Source organism: Pseudomonas sp. YuFO20 (assembly GCF_035064975.1).
GTDB lineage: Bacteria > Pseudomonadota > Gammaproteobacteria > Pseudomonadales > Pseudomonadaceae > Aquipseudomonas > Aquipseudomonas putida_AE.
Genome location: NZ_JAXDEO010000010.1, coordinates 112,748 through 131,206, shown reverse-complemented (window position 1 = coordinate 131,206; position 18,459 = coordinate 112,748). Strand labels below are relative to the sequence as shown.

Sequence of the window (18,459 nt, the reverse complement as noted above, 5' to 3'; positions counted from 1 at the left end):
AGCTGGCTTGCCAGCGAAGGCGGCCTGACAGCCGAGTAATCCCCTGCAGATGTACGCCGATCAAACTGTAGGAGCTGGCTTGCCAGCGAAGGCGGCCTGCCAGCCGACCTCTTATGTGTTGACCGAAAAAAATCTGGACAACACCGTCACTCAGACAGTGTGCGTCATCGTTGACGACCATCGCTGGCAAGCCAGCTCCTACAGTTTGATCGGGCACATCCGCGGTGGCGTTACGCAGAAATGGATATGTACGCAAAAGAGCTGAACTGCACGCTACCAGATCATTGTGCGTCATCGTTGACGACCATCGCTGGCAAGCCAGCTCCTACAGTTTGATCGGGTACATCCGCGGTGGTGTTACGCAGAAATGGATATGTACGCAAAAGAGCTGAACTGCACGCTACCAGATCAGTGTGCGTCATCGTTGACGACCATCGCTGGCAAGCCAGCTCCTACAGTTTGATCGGGGATAGCCGCGAAAACCAAGGAAATGGATAAGTACGCAAAAGAGCTGAACTGCACGCTGCCAGATCAGTCGCATACATAAGCAACCCGGATTCAGAGGAGTGAAAGTGAGCAGCGACTCTAATCGCCAGACCCTTGGCTCAATACCGTTGGACAACCCCCCGGTCATCCATCGACTGCGCGTGCTGACGGTCAACACCCACAAGGGATTTACCGCACTCAACCGGCGCTTCATCCTCCCGGAATTGCGCGATGCGGTACGCAGCACCTCAGCCGACCTGGTGTTCCTGCAGGAAGTCGTCGGTGAACATGAGCGCCATTCTTCGCGGTACAACAACTGGCCGCAAATGTCGCAGTACGAGTTCCTGGCCGACAGCATGTGGAGCGACTTCGCCTACGGACGCAATGCGGTCTACCCCGACGGTCACCACGGCAATGCGCTGCTGTCCAAATACCCGATCCGTGAATACCGCAACCTCGACGTTTCCATCACCGGCCCCGAGCGCCGTGGCCTGTTGCATTGCGTGCTGGACGTGCCGGGGCACGCCGAGGTCCATGCGATCTGCGTGCACCTGAGCCTGCTGGAGAGTCATCGCCAGTTGCAGCTGCAGTTGCTCTGCCAATTGCTCGAATCCTTGCCCGATGAGGCGCCCGTGATCATCGCCGGCGACTTCAACGATTGGCAGTTGCAGGGCAACGCCGCCCTCTCCCGTCGCGACTACCTGCACGAAGCCTTCGAACGCCACCATGGCCGTCCTGCAAAGACCTACCCGGCGCGTTTCCCGTTGCTGCGCCTGGACCGGATCTACCTGCGCAACGCCAGCAGCCATGAGCCGAAGATCCTCAGCCACAAGCCCTGGACGCACCTGTCAGATCACCTGCCATTGGCGGTCGAAGTACATCTGTGATGCGTCTGAACTGATCTCTACCTGTCATTTGTGACAGTAGATGCCCCAAAAAACACCTGCTACGGTGCTCCCGTCCGTTTCGAACGAATCGTGCGGACAGGCCCCGTAGCCGTCGTTGCCCGAAAGGTTTTGCCTTCCTGATGATGTCTCGCAACTCGCGCTGCCGATGCACTTGATGCCTTGCCCTGCTGGCAAGACACAGGGTGCCGATTTTTACGCGGAGACGAGCATGAAGCTTTGCAAAGAACTGCCCAACTACCGTTACAGCGCCTGTGCCATTTCCATCTGGCTCTGCATGGGCTGGTCACTGCCCGCTAACGCGGCTTGTAACCTCACCCCCTCCCCCGGCAATGACAACTTCGTCTGCGACAGCGGCAACAGCGGGCCGCTGACTGACCTTGCCGGTAACAACAGCCTGAGTTTTCCCGCCAATGGCAGCGGCTCGATCACAGGCAATGTGACCTTCGGCGCCGGCAACGACACCCTGGGCATGAATTCCGGCGTCATCACCGGGATCGTCAATCAGGGCGACGGTAGCGACACGTTCAACATCAGTGCCGGCCAGGTCACCGGGGCGGTGAACCAGGGTAATGGCGTCGATACCTTTGTCATGAGCGGCGGGACCCTCCAGTCGCTGGCCCAGGGCGACAGTCGCGACTTTTTCGAGATGAGCGCAGGCACCATCACGGGCGCCTTCGAAGACGGCGACACCGCCAGGATGACCGGCGGCAGCATCGGCCGGGTCGACATGAAGCTCGATAACAATCTGTTCGACATGTCTGGCGGGCAGATCCTCGGCAATCTGGTCACCGGGTTCGGGACTGACACCATCATCGTTTCCGGTGGACGGATTGGCGGAAACATCAGTGTCAGCGGTGGCAACGACAGCATTACGGTGACCGGCGGCGAAATCGTCGGCGAGATCCGTACCAGCGTGGGCGATGACACATTGACCTGGGAAGGCGGCGGGATCATCCGCTCGGCGATCCTGATGGGAGATGGCAATGACCAGGCAACCCTGCGCAATCTCAATGACACCATCCTGGCCCAGACGCCGACCATAGATGGAGGCAACGGCAGCGACCTGCTGACCTTCGATAACACCACGTCCAGCGGCGCTGCGCGTTACACCAACTGGGAAACCGTCAACCTGGACAAAGGCTCGCGGTTCGACTTCGACGGCAACTTCGTCCTGGGTGACAGCGACACTGGCAGCGGCGTGTTCAACATCGACAGTAGCAGTGTCGTGACTTCGACCCAGGGCAGCCTCACCCCGTTTACCGCAGGTCAGCGTGCGACGCTGAACAACGCCGGGGTCATCGACCTGAGCAGCGGCAATAGCCGCACCAGCGACACCCTGACGGTACAGGGCAACTATGCGGGCAACGGCGGCCAGTTGTGGGTACAAAGCGTCCTGGGCGATGACAGTTCCCCCAGTGACAAACTGGTGGTCAAAGACGGCACCTTGACCGGCACCACCTCGATTACCGTCAACAACCTGGGTGGCACGGGTGCGGCAACCCTGCAAAACGGCATTCAGGTTGTCCAGGCCCAGGGAACGGCCATCAGCGACAGTGGCGCCTTTACGCTAAAAACCCCGTTATCGGCCGGCGCTTTCGATTACCAACTGTTCAAGGGTGGCGTCACCGCTGGCAGCGAAAACAGTTGGTTCCTGCGCTCATCCGTAGTGGCCGCGCCAGTGGTCGAGGTGCCGAATCCGAACCCCGCCTTGCCACCGATTCTGGTTCCACCGCTTGTGGTGCCCAACCCGGATCCTGCCTTGCCACCGATCCTGGTAGCACCGGTCGCAGTGCCCAACCCGGATCCCACCTTGCCACCGATTCTGGTTGCACCGGTCTCGGTGCCTAACCCCAATCCTGCCTTGCCACCGATTCCGGTACCCCCGGACGCGGCGCCGCTCGCGACGCCGGTAGCGGCCGTCGGCTCGCCGCCATTGCCGGTCCCTGAACCCGGTGCAGCGCCCATTCCCCTGTACCGTCAGGAAGTCCCGGTCTGGTCCGTATTGCCACCGGCGGCTGCGCAGCTGGCCCTGACGGCGCTCGGCACCTTCCATGATCGACAGGGTGACCAACGACTGCTCAACGAAACCGGTGCCTTTGGTGCGGGCTGGGGTCGGGCCTACGGGAAAAACTTCGACCAGACCTGGGCCGGTACCGTCACGCCACGGCTCGACGGCTCGCTGAACGGGTTCCAGGTGGGCAACGATCTGTACGCTTCGCAAACGTCCAACGGGCAAACCCAGCGCACTGGTTTTTTCGTCGGTCACAGTCGCTTGCAGGGTGATGTCGACGGTTTCAACCAGGGTTTCCATGACCAGCGCGCCGGCAAGGTCGAGCTGCAAGGCGACAGCCTCGGGCTCTACTGGACCCTGATCGACCCCAAGGGCTGGTATGTCGATACCGTGGCCATGTACACCTGGCTCAACGGCGACAGCCACTCCGAGCGTGGCCTGAAAATCGACAACGACGGCCACGCCACGACCCTCTCGGTCGAGGCCGGCTACCCCTTTGCAGTGGCAGACAATTGGGTGCTCGAACCTCAGGCACAGGTCATCCATCAGCAGGTTAAGCTGAAGAGTCAGGACGACGGTATTTCCAGGGTGTCGTTCGATTCCGACCCGGCCTGGACCGGCCGCCTCGGCGCCCGGCTCAAGGGGAGCTACGAAGTTGCCGGCCTGCCGCTGGAACCTTACCTGCGGGTCAACCTGTGGCACACAATGTCGGGAACGGACACCGTGACATTCGGCGACAGCACCGAGATCAAGACCGAACAACGCACCTCATCGGCCGATCTGGGCATCGGTGCCATCCTCACTCTTGCGCCCGCTGTGAGCCTGTATGCCAATGCCGATTACAGCAGCAATATCGACAGCAACCCCTTGCGTGGAATGAGCGGTAACGTGGGAGTCAGGGTGAGTTGGTAAGCCTCGAAAACGGCTCTAGCTCGCGAGTTTTTTGACGTTTCAACCAATAAACAAGAACTTAGGGAGGCGTCGTAAATCAGTCACTTATATGATCTGAAATACCCCTACCATTTATCGGCCATTTTCTTGACGCAATGGCAGGGGTCTTCTTGACTTCACGGTACTACCCCGGAATCACCATCAGGACCAACCGCCGCCACCCGTGAAAACGGGCAGGCGTCGGCTTGCCCTAATTCCTTCGGTCGCCCCTCACTCGGGGTAGGAGAGACGCCAGAGCGAGATACCGCATGCGATTGCAAGGTAGACCTCCATGAAGACTTCATTCACCTCACAAGAGATCCGCGTCAGTATTTGCACCGTTTCCAGTACCCTGCTGTTGTGTTCGTCGATGGAAGTGCAAGCCTCCCCCGCCGAGGAAGAAACGACCCCCTGGTATCGCCAGGATATCCCCGTGCTCACCTTGCCCGCACTCGCCAGCTCCTATCCCGGCCGTTTCAGCCCGATTGCCGATACCCGAAGTTCCAGCCTGACCGTCGAAGACGCCGCGCCCGGTGCCTGGGATCAACTCTATGGCCAGGCCTCGCGCCAGGCACAAACCGATGCCCTGGCCCAGGGTTTTTCCATCCCCGGCTCCGGCGAACATAAAAGCCCGGCCCTTGTGACCCTGCGAAGCAATAGCGGTCATACACAACGGGTCGGCCTGATCGGCGGGACTGCAGAGTTCCACGGCACCGGCAACGGCTTGATGACCAATCGCGCGCAATCGGACCCGCGCAACGACACCCTCAACCTGCAGGGGCAGAGCCTCGGCGCCTACTACAGCCTGACCGGCCCACAGGGCTGGCACGTCGATCTGTCGGCCAGCGGTGGTCGGGTCAACGGTTACAGTCGCAATGAACAAGGCGCCCGACAAATTACCGAAGGCAGCGCGGTGACGCTCTCGGTCGAAGGCGGGTTCCCGATCGGCATCAGTGAGAACTGGGTGGTCGAACCCCAGGCGCAATTGATCAATCAGCGCATCACCCTGGATACGCCCTATGCCGGTTCCGGCAACGCCTCCTCCAGCGACCTCTCCTCGTGGAGCGGCCGGGTCGGTGCCAAGTTGAAAGGTAGCTACGACATCAACGGCCTGCCCATTGAACCCTATGTGCGCACCAACTTGTGGCACACGGTGTACACCGGCAATACCGTTTCCCTCGACCAGGTCGACAAGATCAGCAGCAGCCGCAACTCCTCGACGGTCGAACTGGGCTTGGGTCTGGTCGCCAGAATGACACCCACCGTGAGCCTGTACGTCAGCGCCGACTACAGCAGTGATGTGGATGACAATGATTTGAACGGGCTGATTGGCAGCCTCGGGGTAAGGATGCGTTGGTGAGGGAAACTGCCGGTACTCAGCAGTTCCCAACGCAGGCGCTTCGCGGGCACGTCGTATCGCCCGCGAAGACGGCGCCTGATCAGCCTTGCGGGCGCAACATCAACACCGCCAACGGCGGCAGATTCAACGCCAGTGACAATGCCTGCCCATGGCTCGGTGTTGCCTCGGCCGTTGCCCCGCCACTGTTGCCATAGTTGGACCCGGCATAGATCGACGAATCGCTGTTGAACACCTCGCTCCACTGCCCGGCAAACGGCACGCCGACGCGATAGGCCTCGCGCGGCACCGGCGTGAAGTTGGCCACCACCAGGATCGGCTGGCCGTCCTTGCTCCAGCGCATCCAGGCGTAGACGCTGTTGATCGCATCGTCGCCGATCAGCCACTGGAAGCCCTGCGGTACGTCGTCCTGCTCGTGCAGCGCCGGCTCTTCGCGATACAGCCGGTTGAGGTCGCTCACCAGCTTCTGCACGCCTTTGTGCTCGGAGTACTGCAACAGATACCAATCAAGCTGCTGGTCGTGGTTCCACTCGCGCCATTGGCCGAACTCGCAGCCCATGAACAGCAGTTTCTTGCCCGGATGGGTCCACATGAAGCTCAGGTAGGCCCGCAGGTTGGCGAATTTCTGCCAGCGGTCGCCGGGCATCTTGTCGATCAGCGAGTGTTTGCCGTGCACCACTTCATCGTGGGAGATCGGCAGGATGAAACGCTCCGACCAGGCGTACACCAGGCCAAAGCTCAGTTCGTTGTGGTGATGGGCGCGGTACACCGGATCTTGCTGGATGTAATGCAGCGAATCGTGCATCCAGCCCATGTTCCACTTGTAGGCAAAACCCAGGCCGCCCTGTTGCGTGCCCTGGCTGACACCCGGCCAGGCCGTGGACTCTTCGGCGATCACCAGCGCCCCGGGGGCTTCAAGCGCCACGACGTCGTTGAGATGACGCAGGAAGTCGATGGCCTCAAGGTTCTCCCGGCCGCCATGGCGATTAGGCACCCACTCGCCGGCCTTGCGCGAGTAGTCGCGGTACAGCATCGACGCCACCGCATCGACCCGCAGGCCATCGACGTGGAAATGCTTGAGCCAGTGCAACGCCGACGCCAGCATGTAGCCGTGCACTTCGGTGCGGCCGAGGTTGTAGATCAGGGTGTCCCAGTCCTGGTGAAAACCTTCCTGGGGGTTGCCGTATTCGTACAGCGCGGTGCCGTCGAACTGGGCCAGGCCATGGGTGTCGGTGGGGAAATGCGCCGGCACCCAGTCGAGGATCACGCCGATGCCCGCCAGGTGGCAGGCATTGACGAAGGCGGCGAATTCGTCGCCGGTGCCGTAGCGGGCGCTGGTGGCGAATTGCGAAAGCAATTGATAGCCCCAGGAACCGCCGAACGGGTGTTCCATGATCGGCATCAGCTCGATGTGGGTGAAGCCCAGTTCTTTCACGTACGGAATCAGGCGCTCGCCCAGCTCCGGCCAGGTGTACTGGCGGGCGACTTCGCCCAGGTCATCCAGCTCGCATTGCCAGGAACCGGCGTGCAGTTCGTAGATCGACAACGGCGCCGTCGGTCGTTGACGCTCGCCGCGGGACGCCATCCAGTCCTGATCCTGCCAGTCGATCTTCAAAGGCGGGGCGACTTTCGAGGCGGTGTCCGGTGGCAGGCTGGTGGCCAGCGCCATGGGATCGGCCTTGAGGGGCAGGATCCCGTCCTTGCCGAGGATTTCGTATTTGTAGGCCTCCCCTGCTTGCAGGCGTGGAATGAACAGCTCCCAGACACCGGTGGGGTGGCGCAGGCGCATCGGATGACGACGACCGTCCCAGCCGTTGAAGTCCCCCACCACCGACACCCTCCTGGCGTTCGGTGCCCACACGGCGAAGCGCACGCCATCGACGCCATCCACGGTCTTCAACTGGGCGCCCAGGGCGCTGCTCAGATCGCGGTGGTTACCTTCGGCGAACAAATACAAATCCATCTCGCCCAGCAGCGGGCCAAAACTGTAGGGGTCTTCGGCAATCTGCTCGCCACCGGCCCAGCGGGTTCGCAACAGATACGGCTGTGCCCGTTGGAAATGACCGGCGAACAGCCCGGGGGTCTGTGTCGCTTCAAGGTTGCCCAGTTCTTCCCCGGACTCCTTGTCCACCACCTGCACGCTCAAGGCGCCCGGCAGATAGGCCCGGATGAATTGTCCGCCGGCGCCATCGCCGTGGGGACCGAGAATGGCAAAGGGATCGCGATGCTCGGCGCGCACCAGCGCATCGATATCCCGCGCTTTGGGTAGCAGCGCTTCACTGTGATGATGACCCGTTTCCTTGTTCGAGAAACTCATGACTACTCTCCACCAAGATCGGAAAAGGGTTTAAGCCCACTCAATAATCCATATAAACCGTGCAACGGCACGGGCAGCCAACCGGGGCGATTTTCCGCCTCGTAGGCCACTTCATAAGCCGCCTTCTCCAGACCGAACAATGCCAAAGCGGCATCTTCGCCTTCAGGATCTTGCCACGCATGGCCAAGCGTAGCTGCCGCCAGCCGATAAGCGTGGATAAATGCCTGTTTTGCCTCACTCAAATAACGATCGCCGACTCGCTGGCGAGCTGCCTGGGCCTGATCGGTGTTATCAACGTTGTGCACATTGATGGTCATGGCCGCCGCGTAGTCGAAGGAACGCAACACGCCGCTGACATCCTTGTACGGGCTGTGCTTGCCTCGACGCTCCGGCAGCGGACGTGCCGGTTCGCCTTCGAAGTCGATCAGGTACGCATCGCCCTTGATCACCAGCACCTGGCCCAGGTGCAAGTCGCCATGCACACGGATCCGCAGGCCACCCGCCGTCTTTTTCGCCAGCTCCTGGACATGGCCGAGTATGGCCTTTTTATGGTCCAGTAAACGGCTGACCAGGGTTTTGTCCGCCGGGTTCAGTTCATTTTGATGCTGCTTGAGCAACTTCAACGCATGCTCGATTTGTGCCACCACATCCTTGCCCGTCGCCAGCGCATCCTTTTGCGTGGTGATGTACGGATCAAAGTCGGGGTTGTCGCTCGACGCCGCCAGCACCTGATGCATTTCACCCAGGCGCTGGCCGAGCATGGCAGCGAAATCCTTCAATTCGCCAAGGGCGTTGTAGTGCTGCTCCTGCTCGGACATGGCATCGGCGAGCTCGTCGCGCAACGCCCGCTCCAGGTTGTTCTGGGTCCATTCCCAGGCATCACCCTGGTTGCTCAGGTAGCCCTGGGCGATCATCAGCAGGTTGTCTTCGCCCGCTGCATCCCGACGCACCACCGAGCCCAGCAGAGGCGAGATATTGGCGAAGCCGGCAGCGGTCAGGTACGCGCTCATTTCCAGTTCCGGGTGCACGCCGGATGCGACCTTGCGAATCAGCTTCAACACCAGGCTATTGCCGACCACCACCGAACTGTTGGATTGCTCGGCGGACAGGTAACGCACATCCGACTCCGCCGTCAGGCCCAGTTTGGCAAGCTGCGCAGTGGGTTCGAAACGGATCTCGCCGCCGTCCGACGGTAGCACCCTGTTGTCGTGCATGCCTTGCAGCACCGTGCGGATAAAGTTTTCCAGGCTGAAGGCATCCGTGATCAGACCGACCTGCGGGCCTCGGCGCACGCGCGACAGAGCCAGTTGCTGGGGTAATGCGGCGCCCATCTGGTCTTCGGTAATGAAGCCGAACGGCAGTTGATAGCGGCTGGTCACGCCTGCGCTGGTGACTTCGATTTCACTCAACAACACCGGGTGCTGCGCATCGCCGAAACGCACGCCGTAGGCCAGGTTGACCTGTTCGATGGCCGCGTCCTTGCCGGCGAACCAGCGGCGGTTCTGCAGCCAGTTCGGCAGGATGGCCTGCTCCAGGGTGGCGCGCGATGGTGCTTCGAGCAGCTCTTCCATGCGTTTTTTCAGCACCAGCGTGGTGAAGTCCGGCAGGCTTTGTGCCGGTTCCACGTGCCAGCTCGGCATCTGGTTCTCCGCAGCCAGGCCGAACCAGTAGAAACCGTAAGGCGCCAGGGTCAGGAGGAAACTCAACTGGCCAATGGGTGGGAACGCGTTACCGCCGAGCATCTCCACCGGCACCATGCCAACGTACGCCGACAGGTCCAGCTCCACGGCTTGGGCGCTGCGCGAAACGTTGGCCACGCACAGGATGACTTCGTGCTTGCCGTCCGGCCCGGTGTATTCACGGGTGTAGGCCAGCACCCGGCGATTGCTCGGCGAAAGCATCTTCAAGGTGCCGCGCCCGAACGCCTTGGACTGCTTGCGCACCGTCAGCATGCGCCGGGTCCAGTTCAGCAGCGAATGCGGATCACCGGCCTGGGTTTCGACATTGACCGACAGGTAGCCGTACTGCGGGTCCATGATCGGCGGCAGTACCAGGCTGGCCGGATCGGCACGGGAGAACCCGCCGTTGCGGTCGATCGACCACTGCATTGGTGTGCGCACGCCGTCGCGATCGCCGAGGTAGATGTTGTCGCCCATGCCGATCTCGTCACCGTAGTACAAGGTCGGCGTGCCGGGCATCGACAGCAACAGGCTGTTGAGCAGCTCCACGCGCCGGCGATCACGCTCCATCAGCGGCGCCAGGCGCCGGCGAATCCCCAGGTTGATCCGCGCGCGACGGTCGGCCGCGTAGTAATTCCACAGATAGTCCCGTTCCCTGTCGGTGACCATCTCCAAAGTCAGCTCATCATGGTTGCGCAGGAAAATCGCCCATTGGCAATTGGCCGGGATCTCCGGGGTCTGGCGCAAGATATCGGTGATCGGAAAACGGTCTTCCTGGGCCAGCGCCATGTACATGCGCGGCATCAGCGGGAAGTGGAACGCCATGTGGCATTCGTCGCCGTTCAGCCCGGACTTATCGGTGTCGCCGAAATACAGCTGAGTGTCTTCCGGCCATTGGTTAGCCTCGGCCAGCAACATGCGGTCCGGATAATTCGCGTCGATTTCAGCGCGGATCTGCTTCAGCACGTCGTGGGTTTCGGGCAGGTTCTCGTTGTTGGTGCCGTCGCGCTCGATCAGGTACGGGATCGCGTCGAGGCGCAGACCGTCGATGCCCATGTCGAGCCAGTAGCGCATCACCGACAGCACGGCTTTCATGACCTGCGGGTTGTCGAAATTGAGGTCCGGCTGGTGCGAGTAGAAGCGGTGCCAGAAGTATTGGCCGGCCACCGGGTCCCAGGTCCAGTTGGATTTTTCGGTGTCGAGAAAAATGATGCGGGTGCCGTCGTATTTTTGGTCGTCATCGGACCAGACGTAGAAGTCCCGGGCTGCCGAGCCCTTTTTCGCCTTGCGGGCGCGCTGGAACCACGCATGCTGATCCGAAGTGTGGTTGATGACCAGTTCGGTGATCACCCGCAAACCACGCTTGTGCGCCTCGGCAATGAAGCGCTTGGCGTCGGCCATGGTGCCGTAGTCGCTGTGGACGCCCCGGTATTCGGCGATGTCATAACCGTCGTCGCGGCGTGGCGAGGGGTAGAACGGCAACAGCCAGATGGTATTGACGCCGAGGTCGGCAATGTAGTCGAGTTTGGCGATCAGACCGGGAAAATCGCCGATCCCGTCGTTATTGGAGTCGAAATAGGATTTGACGTGAACTTGATAGATGACCGCGTCCTTGTACCAGAGCGGATCCTTGATGAAAGTGGCTGCCTTGGGTTTCTTCGCCATTTGAAACTCCTGTTGAATTCGAATTAACCACTACCCCTGTAGGAGCCGGCTTGCTGGCGATAGCGGTGCGGCAGGCACCATCCAGTTGTCAGATGCACCGCCATCGCCAGCAAACCGGCTCCTACAGGTGTCGGTGGTGTATCTAAGAGGTAGTAATCCGCCAGATCCCGAACGGCTGATACGCCGGGTCCAGGCGCATGAACTGGTACTTGCCGTGCCAGGTCCAGCGATGGCCGCTCATCAAGTCCTCACCCTGGGTGCTGGCGTCATCGGGCAAACCCATTTCCCACAGCGGCAACTCGAAATTCGCCTCTTGCGGGTTATGAGGGTCGAGGTTGACCGCCACCAGAATGAAATTACTGCCATCGGCACTGCGCTTGCCGAAGTACAAAATGTTGTCATTCCAGGCGTTATAGACCTTCAGGCCCAGATGAGTTTGCAGTGCCGGGTTTTGCCGGCGAATGCGGTTGAGCTGGGCGATCTCGGCGATGATGTTGCCGGGGGCATTGAAGTCCCTGGGACGGATCTCGTACTTCTCGGAGTCGAGGTATTCCTCCTTGCCCGGTACCGGCGCCGACTCGCACAGCTCGAACCCCGAATACATGCCCCACAGCCCCGAACCCATGGTCGCCAGCGCTGCGCGTATCAGAAAACCGGGTCGCCCGGATTCGTGCAGGAACGCCGGGTTGATGTCCGGGGTATTGACGAAGAAATTCGGCCGGTAGCATTCGCGCCACGGTGATTCATTGAGTTCGGTGAAATAAGTCGCCAGCTCGGCCTTGGTGTTGCGCCAGGTGAAGTAGGTATAGCTCTGGGAGTAACCGACCTTGCCCAGCCGCGCCATCATCGCCGGGGTGGTAAAGGCTTCTGCGAGGAAAATCACCTCCGGGTACAACGCGCGAACGTCGGCAATCAGCCATTGCCAGAACGGCAGCGGCTTGGTGTGCGGGTTGTCGACGCGAAAGATCTTCACGCCCTCCTGCACCCAACCTACGACAATGTCGCGCAGCTCGACCCACAGGCTGGGGATCGCCTCGACGGCATAGAAGTCGACGTTGACGATGTCCTGGTATTTTTTCGGCGGGTTCTCGGCGTATTTGATCGTGCCGTCGGGCCGCCAGTTGAACCAGCCCGGGTGCTGCTTGAGCCATGGATGGTCCTGGGAGCACTGGATGGCAAAATCGAGGGCGATCTCCAGGCCGTAGTCCGCAGCCGCCGCCACCAGTCGCCGGAAGTCTTCGCGGGTGCCCAGCTGCGAATGAATCGCCTCGTGCCCGCCCTCCTCACTGCCAATGGCATAGGGGCTGCCTGGATCGTCCGGCCCGGCCGTCAATGAGTTGTTTGGCCCCTTGCGATAACTGCGGCCGATCGGGTGGATCGGCGGGAAATACAGCACGTCAAAGCCCATGTCCTGGATCATCGGCAGCCGTGCATGCACATCGTTGAAGGTGCCGTGGCGCTTGGGATCGTCGGTGATCGAGCGCGGGAACAGTTCGTACCAGCTGGCGAATTGCGCAAGCTGGCGCTCGACATCCACCGGGTACTCCGGACTGAGGCTCAGGTAGGCACGATGATCGGCCTGTGCCATCAACTCCGCGCTGCGCTGGTGCAGGAACAACGCCACCTGCTCGGTTTCGAGCAGGCCCGACAGTTCATGGTGCAAGGCTGCCAAATCTTCGCTGAGCTGCCCTTCGGCGCGTTCGGCCGCTTGCTGAACGTGCAGTCGGCCTTCCTGCAGCTCAAGACTGACCGGCACGGCGGCGGCATGCTTTTTTTCCAGTTCGTAGCGAAAGCTGGCGAACTGGTCGATCCAGGCTTCGATGCAGAACACATAACGGCCCTGGCTCTCGACCCGAAATTGGCCTTGCCAGCCGTTGTTGCCCAGTTCGGCCATGACCTCGCTATGCCAGACCTCATCGCCCTCGGCCCGCCAGCGCACCCGCACGGCCAGCTTGTCGTGACCGTCGGCGAACACCTTGCTGGTCACCACCACGTCCTGGCCGACCACGGCCTTGACGGCAAACTGCCCGCCTTCGAGGGTCGGCAGGGTATTTTCAATCACGATTCGCGGCAGTAACAGTGCCTGTGAAAGCGGCATGTGCGGGTTGTAGCTCAGTTCATTCGGTTTTTCAGCAGTCATCGAGCATCACTCCTTTACGCCCCATGGACGCTCTTGTGTCTGGTGTCTGATGTCTGGTTTTCATCCCGCCGGGCACTTCACCCTGGAATGAACTCACTTAGGTTCCGAGCGCCGGCCGCCGGTAAAAGTTCAGCAGGATCTGCCGGGAATCAAATCCTCCACGCAGTGGTCAACCAACTTAAGCACGACTCACGCCATGTGCCACTGGAGAGAGAACAATGAACAATCCATTCCCGGCCGAAACCCCCGATCCGAACATCGATAACCCGGTGATTCCACCCAGCGATCCGCAGCCTGTACCCGAACAGGATCCGCCTGGCAGCAACCCGCCACCCAGGGAAGAGCCACCGACGACCATGCCACCGGTGATTGTTAACCCTGAATGAAGACAGTTGATCGTTCCCTGGCGCGCTGGGGGAATGATTGCGGGAAGAAACCGAAGGACGTTTCCTACGGGTGCGTAGTACCGGTCCTGAAATGGTTTTTTTGTGCAGGTATGGCGGCTCATTTGCGCTTATCGAGCGACATACTGACGACGCCACCCACCTTGAGTACGGCCAGCCATGAGCATGATCTTTTTTACCGTCGGCACATTCACAGAACGAGCAAGCGCAGAGGAAAACGCGCTTATCCGTGAACCCTTGGTCGACGGCTGGTCTCACTTTGAAAATCTTCAATTACGAATTTCTCTGGTTCCATACCGAGCGGAGTCTGCTAGAGGACGGTAGAAGCTCGATACTCAAAGAGCTCGACAATCATCTTCTCGTTGGTGAGTTCGACTATAGCCAGCATGAGCTCCCCGAAAACGATCCCTGTTCCTGTACCTGTAGGAGCGAGCTTGCTCGCGATGGTCGTCAACGATAACGCGCAGTGCCTGGATGAACGCGGTGGCTGAACGTTTTTCGCGAGCAAGCTCGCTCCTACATTGGGTCTTTGTCTTTATCGATCAGCTTCACGATCCTCGGCATCACGCCAAGAATCAGCAGCGCCAACAACGTACTGAGCACCGCCGTCGCCTCCCGTCCCAACCCGGCGGATACTCCAATGGCGGCGGTCATCCACAGTCCGGCGGCGGTGGTCAGGCCTTTGACGTGGCCTTCGTCGCCTTCCTGGTTTTTCAGGATGGTGCCGGCGCCGAGGAAGCCGATCCCGGCGATCACGCCTTGCACCACCCGGCTCATGGCGTCGGCCTGGGAGCCGGACATCTGCGGTACCAGCACGAACAACGCCGCACCCAGCGCCACCAGCATGTGCGTACGCACCCCGGCGGCCTTGCCCTTGTGCTCGCGCTCGAACCCGAGGATGCCGCCCAGCACCGCGGCCATCAGCAGGCGCACGGTGATGCGGGTCAGTTGCGAGGCATCGCCGATGTCGGCGAACTCCGCTTGCAGGGTCACCCAGACTTCATGCCACCAGGCGTTCATTGGCGCATTCCCTTTTGAAAAAGTGATGGAGGATGGACCACATCAACCATTAATCAGTTGCACAGAACGATGCTCGCCGCCGATAGCCTAATGCTGCATCAGTCGTAAAAAACAAGGATCACGTCATGACCGTACGCATCGAGAACGAGACCTGCTTCTTTATCACCGAAAACGGCGAGGAAATTCGCCTGTGCCCCGATGTGACCATCATCACCGATAGCGCCAAAGCAATGTCGGCGGTCGACCTCGAAGGCCAGCGCATCTACATCACCGAAGCAGAAGCCGACGCTTTGACCGTAGCAGGTGCGGTGGACGGTCGCCGGCATTTGAAGGCTACCGACAGTGATTCGGTGATTTGACTGACCTGGATCAACAAGGCCTGCAAGCGTGGGATATAGCCGCCCACGCCCCGCCGCGACAGGTGCTTCAACTTGTCGCAGGCCGGCTGCCGCGAGCATCTGATCCGGTTTTTAATGCAATACCTGAGTCTGTTATGTAAACAGATCGCCGCTCATAGTGCTCCTGCCTGATGGAGGCTGATGAGCGAAAGACCATGAGCGATAGAATCCCCGTCCGAACCGTAGAAAGCGCCCTCTTAGTACAGACTTTCGAGCCTTCGCGTCCAAAGATGAAGGCCAAGTCCAGCGACAACCTGATCCACACCCGCAGCTTCACCGGTCTGTTCCGAACCCTGCGCATCAGCGGCGCGGGTGTTCTGTTCCTGCTGTTCTTCGGCACCGTTTGGCTGAACTGGGGCGGTCGCCAGGCGGTGCTCTGGGACCTCTCCGAAAGCAAATTCCACATCTTTGGCGCGACCTTCTGGCCGCAGGATTTCGTCCTGCTCTCGGCACTGCTGATCATTGCCGCGTTCGGCCTGTTCGCGATCACCGTGTTCGCCGGCCGGGTCTGGTGCGGCTACACCTGCCCGCAAAGCTCCTGGACCTGGATCTTCATGTGGTGCGAGAAAATCACCGAAGGCGAACGCAACCAGCGCATCAAGCTGCAAGCGGCGCCCTGGGGGCTGAACAAATTCCTGCGCCGCTCGGCCAAGCACAGCTTGTGGCTGGCGATCAGCCTGCTCACCGGCTTGACCTTCGTCGGCTATTTCACGCCGATCCGTCCGCTGGCCGAAGAACTGCTGACCCTGCAGATGGGCGGCGTCAGCCTGTTCTGGGTGCTGTTCTTTACCGGCGCCACCTACATCAATGCCGGCTGGCTGCGTGAAGCGGTGTGCATGCACATGTGTCCGTACGCGCGATTCCAGAGCGTGATGTTCGACAAGGACACCCTGACCATTTCCTACGACGTGGCCCGTGGCGAAAACCGTGGCCCGCGCAAGCGCGAGGTCAAGCCGGCCGAGGTCGGCCTGGGTGACTGCATCGATTGCCAGCTGTGCGTGCAGGTGTGCCCGACCGGCATCGACATTCGCGACGGTTTGCAGATGGAATGCATCGGTTGCGCGGCGTGCATCGACGCCTGCGATTCGATCATGGACAGGATGGGCTACGAGCGCGGGCTGATCAGCTATACCTCGGAGCATCAGTTGCAGGGCGGCAAGACTCACCTGTTGCGGCCACGGTTGATCGGTTACACCGCCGTGCTGCTGGTGATGATCGTTGCACTGGTCATCGCGCTGATGGAGCGGCCGATGGTGTCGCTGGACGTGAGCAAGGACCGCGGCCTGTTTCGCGAGAACAGTCAGGGGCAGATCGAGAACATCTACAGCCTCAAGGTCATCAACAAGACCCAGCAACGCCAGGACTACCACCTGGCCCTGGTCGACGGCGAGGGCTTCCAGTTGCAGGGCAGGACCGAGCTTAGCCTGGCACCGGGCGAGATTGTCGATGTGCCGGTGTCGGTGGCGATGACCACGGAACGGCCAGGCAGCAGCTCGCAGAGCATCAGCTTCAAGGTCGTCGACAGCGATGAGCCAAGCGTCTACAGCGTGGCCAAGAGCCGGTTTGTTGCGCCGATGAACCGTTAAGGCTTTAGACTGCGGTGCGCCATTCGCGAGCAAGTCGAATCGTCGCACCGCCGCTCCCACATGAACGATGCAATACCTGTAGGAGCTGGCTTGCCAGCGAAAAAGTCACCTCGGTTTCTTGAATGACACCAATCCAGGCTAACGATGAAACGCTACGAAAAATTCGCCGATGACATTGCTGAACTGATCCGCACCGGCGTCCTCGGGCCCGGTCAGCGCGTGCCGTCGGTGCGCTACGCCAGCCAGACCTACGGGGTCAGCCCCTCGACCGTGTTCCAGGCCTATTACCTGCTCGAACGGCGCGGCCTGATCCGCGCCCGCCCGCGCTCCGGCTACTTCGTCAACGCCCATGCGCCACGGCCGTTTTCCGAGCCGGAGATCAGCAGCCAGGTCAATGAATCCACCGAAGTCGACGTCAGCGAACTGGTGTTCTCGGTCCTCGACTCGATCAAGGACCCGAATACCGTCGCCTTCGGCTCGGCGTTCCCCAGCCCGACCCTGTTTCCACTGCAGCGGCTGTCGCGCTCGCTGGCCAGCGCCAGCCGCGACATGGACCCGCGCATGGTGGTCACCGACATGTCGCCGGGCAACCCGCAACTGCGCCGGCAGATTGCCCTGCGCTACATGGTCGGCGGCCTGATGCTGCCCATGGAAGAGTTGCTGATTACCAACGGCGCCCTGGAAGCGCTGAACCTGTGCCTGCAAGCCGTGACGCAACCCGGCGACCTGGTGGCCATCGAAGCCCCGGCGTTCTACGCCTGCCTGCAAGTGCTGGAGCGTTTGAAACTCAAGGCCGTGGAAATCCCCGTGCACCCGCGCGACGGCATCGACCTCGGCGTGCTGGCGCAAACCCTGGAACGCCATCCGATCAAGGCCTGCTGGTGCATGACCAGCTTCCAGAACCCGATGGGCGCGACCATGCCCGAAGCGAAAAAACGCGAACTGGTGGAATTGCTGCGCGTTCATCAAGTGCCGTTGATCGAGGACGATGTCTACGCCGAACTCTATTACGGCCAACAGGCGCCCAAACCGGCCAAGGCTTTCGATACCGAAGGCCTGGTGATGCATTGCGGCTCTTTTGCCAAGAGCCTGGCCCCGGGTTACCGCATCGGCTGGGTCGCCGCCGGACGTTATGCGCAGAAGATCGAACGGCTGAAACTCATGACCTCGCTCTGTGCCTCGATGCCGGCCCAGGCCGCGATTGCCGATTACCTGCAACACGGCGGTTATGACCGCCATTTGCGCAGATTGCGTTACGCCCTGGAGGAGCAGCAAAGCGCCATGCTGTCAGCCATTGCCCGCTATTTCCCGGCGCAGACCCGTGTCAGCCAGCCGGCTGGAGGATACTTCCTCTGGTTGGAACTGCCCGAGCAGATGGATTCGTTGAAGTTGTTCCAGATGGCGTTGGCGCAAGGGATCAGCATTGCACCGGGGCCGATTTTTTCGCCGACCCAGCGCTTCAGGAATTGTATTCGGTTGAACTATGGCAGCCCTTGGGATGAGGCTGCGGAGAAGGCGATGGAGACGTTGGGGCGGATAGTCAGATCATTTTAAAAGC

General features: G+C 60.7%; 12 protein-coding genes. 7 read left to right on the top strand and 5 right to left on the bottom strand.

Features of this window, described 5'->3' with window-relative positions; all coding sequences use genetic code 11:
* Nucleotides 1–295, bottom strand: a 295-nt coding sequence (locus SOP85_RS08060; RefSeq protein ID WP_323626629.1) for a hypothetical protein, incomplete at its 3' end; no start/stop codon positions are given.
* A gap of 277 nt (nt 296–572) precedes the next feature.
* On the opposite strand from SOP85_RS08060, the gene SOP85_RS08055 reads away from it, so the two are divergent.
* The 3 genes from SOP85_RS08055 (at nt 573) to SOP85_RS08045 (ending at nt 5,695) form a co-directional block, all read left to right on the top strand.
* Nucleotides 573–1,373 (top strand): endonuclease/exonuclease/phosphatase family protein, encoded by an 801-nt coding sequence (locus tag SOP85_RS08055; RefSeq protein ID WP_274077317.1) that lies wholly within the window; start codon nt 573–575, stop codon nt 1,371–1,373.
* A gap of 229 nt (nt 1,374–1,602) precedes the next feature.
* Nucleotides 1,603–4,317, top strand: coding sequence for an autotransporter outer membrane beta-barrel domain-containing protein (locus tag SOP85_RS08050; RefSeq protein ID WP_323626628.1), 2,715 nt, complete (start codon nt 1,603–1,605; stop codon nt 4,315–4,317).
* 310 nt (nt 4,318–4,627) lie between these two features.
* Nucleotides 4,628–5,695 carry an autotransporter outer membrane beta-barrel domain-containing protein gene (locus SOP85_RS08045; RefSeq protein ID WP_323626627.1) on the top strand — a complete coding sequence of 356 codons (1,068 nt, stop codon included), beginning with the start codon at nt 4,628–4,630 and terminating at the stop codon, nt 5,693–5,695.
* A 79-nt stretch (nt 5,696–5,774) separates the two neighbouring features.
* Here the strand turns inward: SOP85_RS08045 and glgB are convergent, their stop codons facing one another.
* The 3 genes from glgB to SOP85_RS08030 all read right to left on the bottom strand — a co-directional run bounded on the left by glgB (nt 5,775) and on the right by SOP85_RS08030 (nt 13,493).
* Complete coding sequence (glgB, locus tag SOP85_RS08040; RefSeq protein ID WP_274077320.1) at nt 5,775–8,009, bottom strand: 1,4-alpha-glucan branching protein GlgB; 2,235 nt, start codon at nt 8,007–8,009, stop codon at nt 5,775–5,777.
* Nucleotides 8,010–8,011: 2 nt separating this feature from the next.
* Complete coding sequence (gene treS, locus SOP85_RS08035) at nt 8,012–11,353, bottom strand: maltose alpha-D-glucosyltransferase (protein WP_323626626.1); 3,342 nt, start codon at nt 11,351–11,353, stop codon at nt 8,012–8,014.
* 142 nt (nt 11,354–11,495) lie between these two features.
* Nucleotides 11,496–13,493, bottom strand: a complete 1,998-nt coding sequence (locus tag SOP85_RS08030; protein ID WP_323626624.1) for an alpha-1,4-glucan--maltose-1-phosphate maltosyltransferase — start codon at nt 13,491–13,493, stop codon at nt 11,496–11,498.
* Between the two features lie 218 nt (nt 13,494–13,711).
* On the opposite strand from SOP85_RS08030, the gene SOP85_RS08025 reads away from it, so the two are divergent.
* Nucleotides 13,712–13,879 (top strand): hypothetical protein, encoded by a 168-nt coding sequence (locus tag SOP85_RS08025; RefSeq protein ID WP_274077323.1) that lies wholly within the window; start codon nt 13,712–13,714, stop codon nt 13,877–13,879.
* A 534-nt stretch (nt 13,880–14,413) separates the two neighbouring features.
* On the opposite strand, the gene SOP85_RS08020 is transcribed toward SOP85_RS08025, so the two are convergent.
* Nucleotides 14,414–14,917 (bottom strand): MgtC/SapB family protein, encoded by a 504-nt coding sequence (locus SOP85_RS08020; protein ID WP_274077324.1) that lies wholly within the window; start codon nt 14,915–14,917, stop codon nt 14,414–14,416.
* A gap of 125 nt (nt 14,918–15,042) precedes the next feature.
* Here SOP85_RS08020 and SOP85_RS08015 point away from each other — a divergent pair, with 125 nt between their 5' ends.
* From SOP85_RS08015 to mapR, 3 genes are all read left to right on the top strand, one after another.
* Nucleotides 15,043–15,276, top strand: a complete 234-nt coding sequence (locus SOP85_RS08015) for a DUF3203 family protein (protein WP_274077325.1) — start codon at nt 15,043–15,045, stop codon at nt 15,274–15,276.
* Nucleotides 15,277–15,470: 194 nt separating this feature from the next.
* Nucleotides 15,471–16,901, top strand: a complete 1,431-nt coding sequence (gene ccoG / locus SOP85_RS08010; protein WP_323626622.1) for a cytochrome c oxidase accessory protein CcoG — start codon at nt 15,471–15,473, stop codon at nt 16,899–16,901.
* A 144-nt stretch (nt 16,902–17,045) separates the two neighbouring features.
* Entirely contained in the window at nt 17,046–18,455 is a 1,410-nt protein-coding gene (gene mapR / locus SOP85_RS08005; RefSeq protein ID WP_323626621.1) for a GntR family transcriptional regulator MpaR, read from the top strand.
* Nucleotides 18,456–18,459: the final 4 nt, after the last annotated feature.